Here is a 2,707-nt window from a genome sequence, read left to right as displayed (position 1 = left end):
TGGTCGACCCGCTGCGGAAGCCGCTCGGCTGGGCACAAGCGGACCTCATCAAGGGCGAGCTGACGAGGGAGCACCTCAACCTCAGCGGCACCTCCGCGTCGTCGTCCGGGACCATGCGCCAGTTGCTCGACGCCGCACTTTCCTCCCCCAGCCGGCGCGGCGTCGTCGTCAACGAACACGGCGAGCTTATCGGCACAGTGACGGCCACCGACGTCGTCAAGGCGATCGAGGCCGAGCCGCACTTGGAGACGGCGCGATGAACTTTGAATGGCTCGGCCGTCAGTCCGACAACATCGTCTTCCTCCTCGGTTGGCACGTGCTGCTCGCCGTCACTCCCCTTATCCTCGGCCTGCTGATCGCATTGCCCCTTGGCTGGTGGGCACACCGCAGCCGCCGGATCTATCCCCTTCTGGTAGGCGTGGCGGGCCTGCTTTACACAGTCCCTTCCCTCGCCCTGTTCGTCCTGTTGCCGCTGGTCCTTGGCACCAAGATCCTGGATCCCCTCAACATCGTGGCAGCTCTGACCATCTATACCGTGGCGCTGCTGGTACGCGTCGTAGCCGACGCCCTGGATTCCGTGCCGGAAGACACGGTCCAAGCCGCCAAGGCGATGGGCTACCGCGGATACCAGAGCCTGGTGAAAGTGGAGCTACCCGTGGGCGTCCCGGTCATCAGTGCCGGACTCCGCGTCGCGGCAGTCTCCAATGTGAGCCTTGTTTCCGTGGCAGCATTGCTCGGCATCCCGCAGCTCGGCTCGCTCTTCACCCAAGGCTTCCAGTTGCGGTTCTTCACCCCGATCATCGCCGGCATCATCCTCTGCGTGGTCCTGGCCATGATCCTTGACGGACTGATCATCCTCCTTAACCGGTGGCTGACACCGTGGACCCCCAAGGTGGTGGCATCATGATCAACTACTTGTTCAATCCCGCACACTGGAGCGGCGCCGACGGCATCCCCACCCTGATTGGCGAACACCTGCTCTACTCCCTCATTGCCCTCGTCGTCGCGGCCATCATCGCCGTTCCGCTCGGTATCTACATCGGAGTCACAGGCAAGGGCGTCTTCATGATCGCGGGCCTGGCCAACGCCCTCCGCGCCCTCCCCAGCGTGGGCCTGCTGATTCTGTTGGTCCTGCTGATCTCGCCCGCGTTCCCGTCCAAAATGGGCTACATCCTGCCGAGCCTCATCGTCCTGGTGCTCCTCGCGGTCCCACCCATCCTGACCAACACGTACGCCGGTGTCCGCGCGGTGGACGCTGCCGCCGTCGACGCCGCCAAGGGCATGGGCTTCCGCACCATGAAGATCCTCACGGACATCCAGCTCCCTTGCTCCCTCCCGCTCATGTTGTCCGGCGTCCGCAGCGCACTGCTGCAGATCATCTCGACAGCGACCATCGCAGCGTACATTTCGCTCGGCGGCCTTGGACGGCTGCTGATCGACGGCAAGGCCCAGAACGATTACAGCCAGATGGTTGCCGGTGCCGTACTGGTTGCGCTGTTGGCCCTGTTCTTCGACCAGTTGCTTGCCTTCATCACCCGCAGGTCGTCTCACCCGGACTGACCCGGCGCACCGTCAAGGCGGCCGCCCCCGCCGCGGCGGCTGACACCGTGAAAACCCCCGTCACGGTCTAAGCAGCTCCTCCGCTTCATCGCCGTCGGGCGCCCTGCCCTACGGCGGCAACACCGTTCAAACCACCCCCACTTGGCCACCGCATGCCCTGCAACGGCCCTCCCAGAGAGAATTGACATGAAAAAGTACCTGACTGGTTTCGCCCTGGCGGCTGCCACCGCCATCGCCCTGAGCGCTTGTGGTGGGGATCCCATGAGCTCCACCAACAACAACTCCCAGGCCGCAGGATCGACGGACAGCATCATCGTCGGCTCCGCGGATTTCCCGGAAAGCCAGCTCATTGCCAAGATCTACGCCGAGGCCCTCAAGTCGAAGGGCGTCCAGGTCACGGAGAAGCCCAGCATCGGCAGCCGCGAAGTCACCATCCCGGCACTGAAGGACGGTTCCATCGACCTCATGCCGGAGTATGGCGGCGCGCTGCTGCAGTACCTCGATGCCTCCACCAAAGCGGTAACCTCGGATGAGGTCACCAAAGAGCTGAGCACCAAGATTCCGTCCGGTCTCACGCAGCTGACGGCATCCAAGGCACAGGACAAGGACGTCTTGGCGGTCAAGAAAGAAACCGCCGACAAGTACAACCTCAAGTCCATCAGCGACCTTCAGCCTGCTGCCAAGGACCTCGTCCTGGGCGGCCCGCCGGAGTGGAAGACCCGTATTAACGGCGTTGCCGGCCTGAAGTCCGTCTACAACCTCGACTTCAAGGAGTTCTCAGCGCTCGACGCCGGCGGTCCGCTCACGCTGAACGCCCTCCTTTCCGGTCAGGTACAGGTTGCCGACCTCTTCAGCACCGATCCCGCCATCGCCGCCAACAACCTGGTTGCCTTGGAAGACAACAAGAATCTGTTCTTGTCCGAGAACATCGTTCCCGTCATCAACCAGAAGAAGGCCAGCGACACCGTCAAGGGCGTGCTGGACAAGGTATCTGCCGCGTTGACCACCGATGACCTGATCCAGATGAACGGCAGGACCGCCAAGTTCGAGGACATGGGACAGATCGCCCAGGACTGGCTCAAGTCCAAGAACTTGGCCTAGTTCGAGCACGAAGCAACTAGTCCCGCTCACCAAGGAGTACGAAGAA

General features: G+C 62.9%; 3 protein-coding genes and 1 pseudogene. All 4 read left to right on the top strand.

The window, feature by feature from the left end:
- Nucleotides 1-260 (top strand): annotated as a pseudogene (locus AHiyo1_RS17575) (glycine/betaine ABC transporter ATP-binding protein); the annotation flags it as partial.
- Nucleotides 257-907 (top strand): ABC transporter permease, encoded by a 651-nt coding sequence (locus AHiyo1_RS17570; protein ID WP_059389395.1) that lies wholly within the window; start codon nucleotides 257-259, stop codon nucleotides 905-907. The pseudogene AHiyo1_RS17575 and the gene AHiyo1_RS17570, both read left to right, overlap by 4 nt.
- The gene (locus tag AHiyo1_RS17565; RefSeq protein ID WP_253257428.1) at nucleotides 904-1,560 is read left to right on the top strand and encodes an ABC transporter permease; all 657 of its coding nucleotides are present in this window, start codon (nucleotides 904-906) and stop codon (nucleotides 1,558-1,560) included. The genes AHiyo1_RS17570 and AHiyo1_RS17565 overlap by 4 nt, the downstream gene beginning before the upstream one ends.
- A 186-nt stretch (nucleotides 1,561-1,746) precedes the next feature.
- Nucleotides 1,747-2,661 carry an ABC transporter substrate-binding protein gene (locus AHiyo1_RS17560; protein ID WP_059389394.1) on the top strand — a complete coding sequence of 305 codons (915 nt, stop codon included), beginning with the start codon at nucleotides 1,747-1,749 and terminating at the stop codon, nucleotides 2,659-2,661.
- Nucleotides 2,662-2,707: the final 46 nt, after the last annotated feature.

The sequence above is a fragment of the Arthrobacter sp. Hiyo1 genome (genome assembly GCF_001263615.2).
In the GTDB taxonomy this organism is placed as follows: Bacteria; Actinomycetota; Actinomycetes; order Actinomycetales; family Micrococcaceae; genus Arthrobacter.
This window is presented reverse-complemented; position numbering and strand designations above follow the sequence as displayed.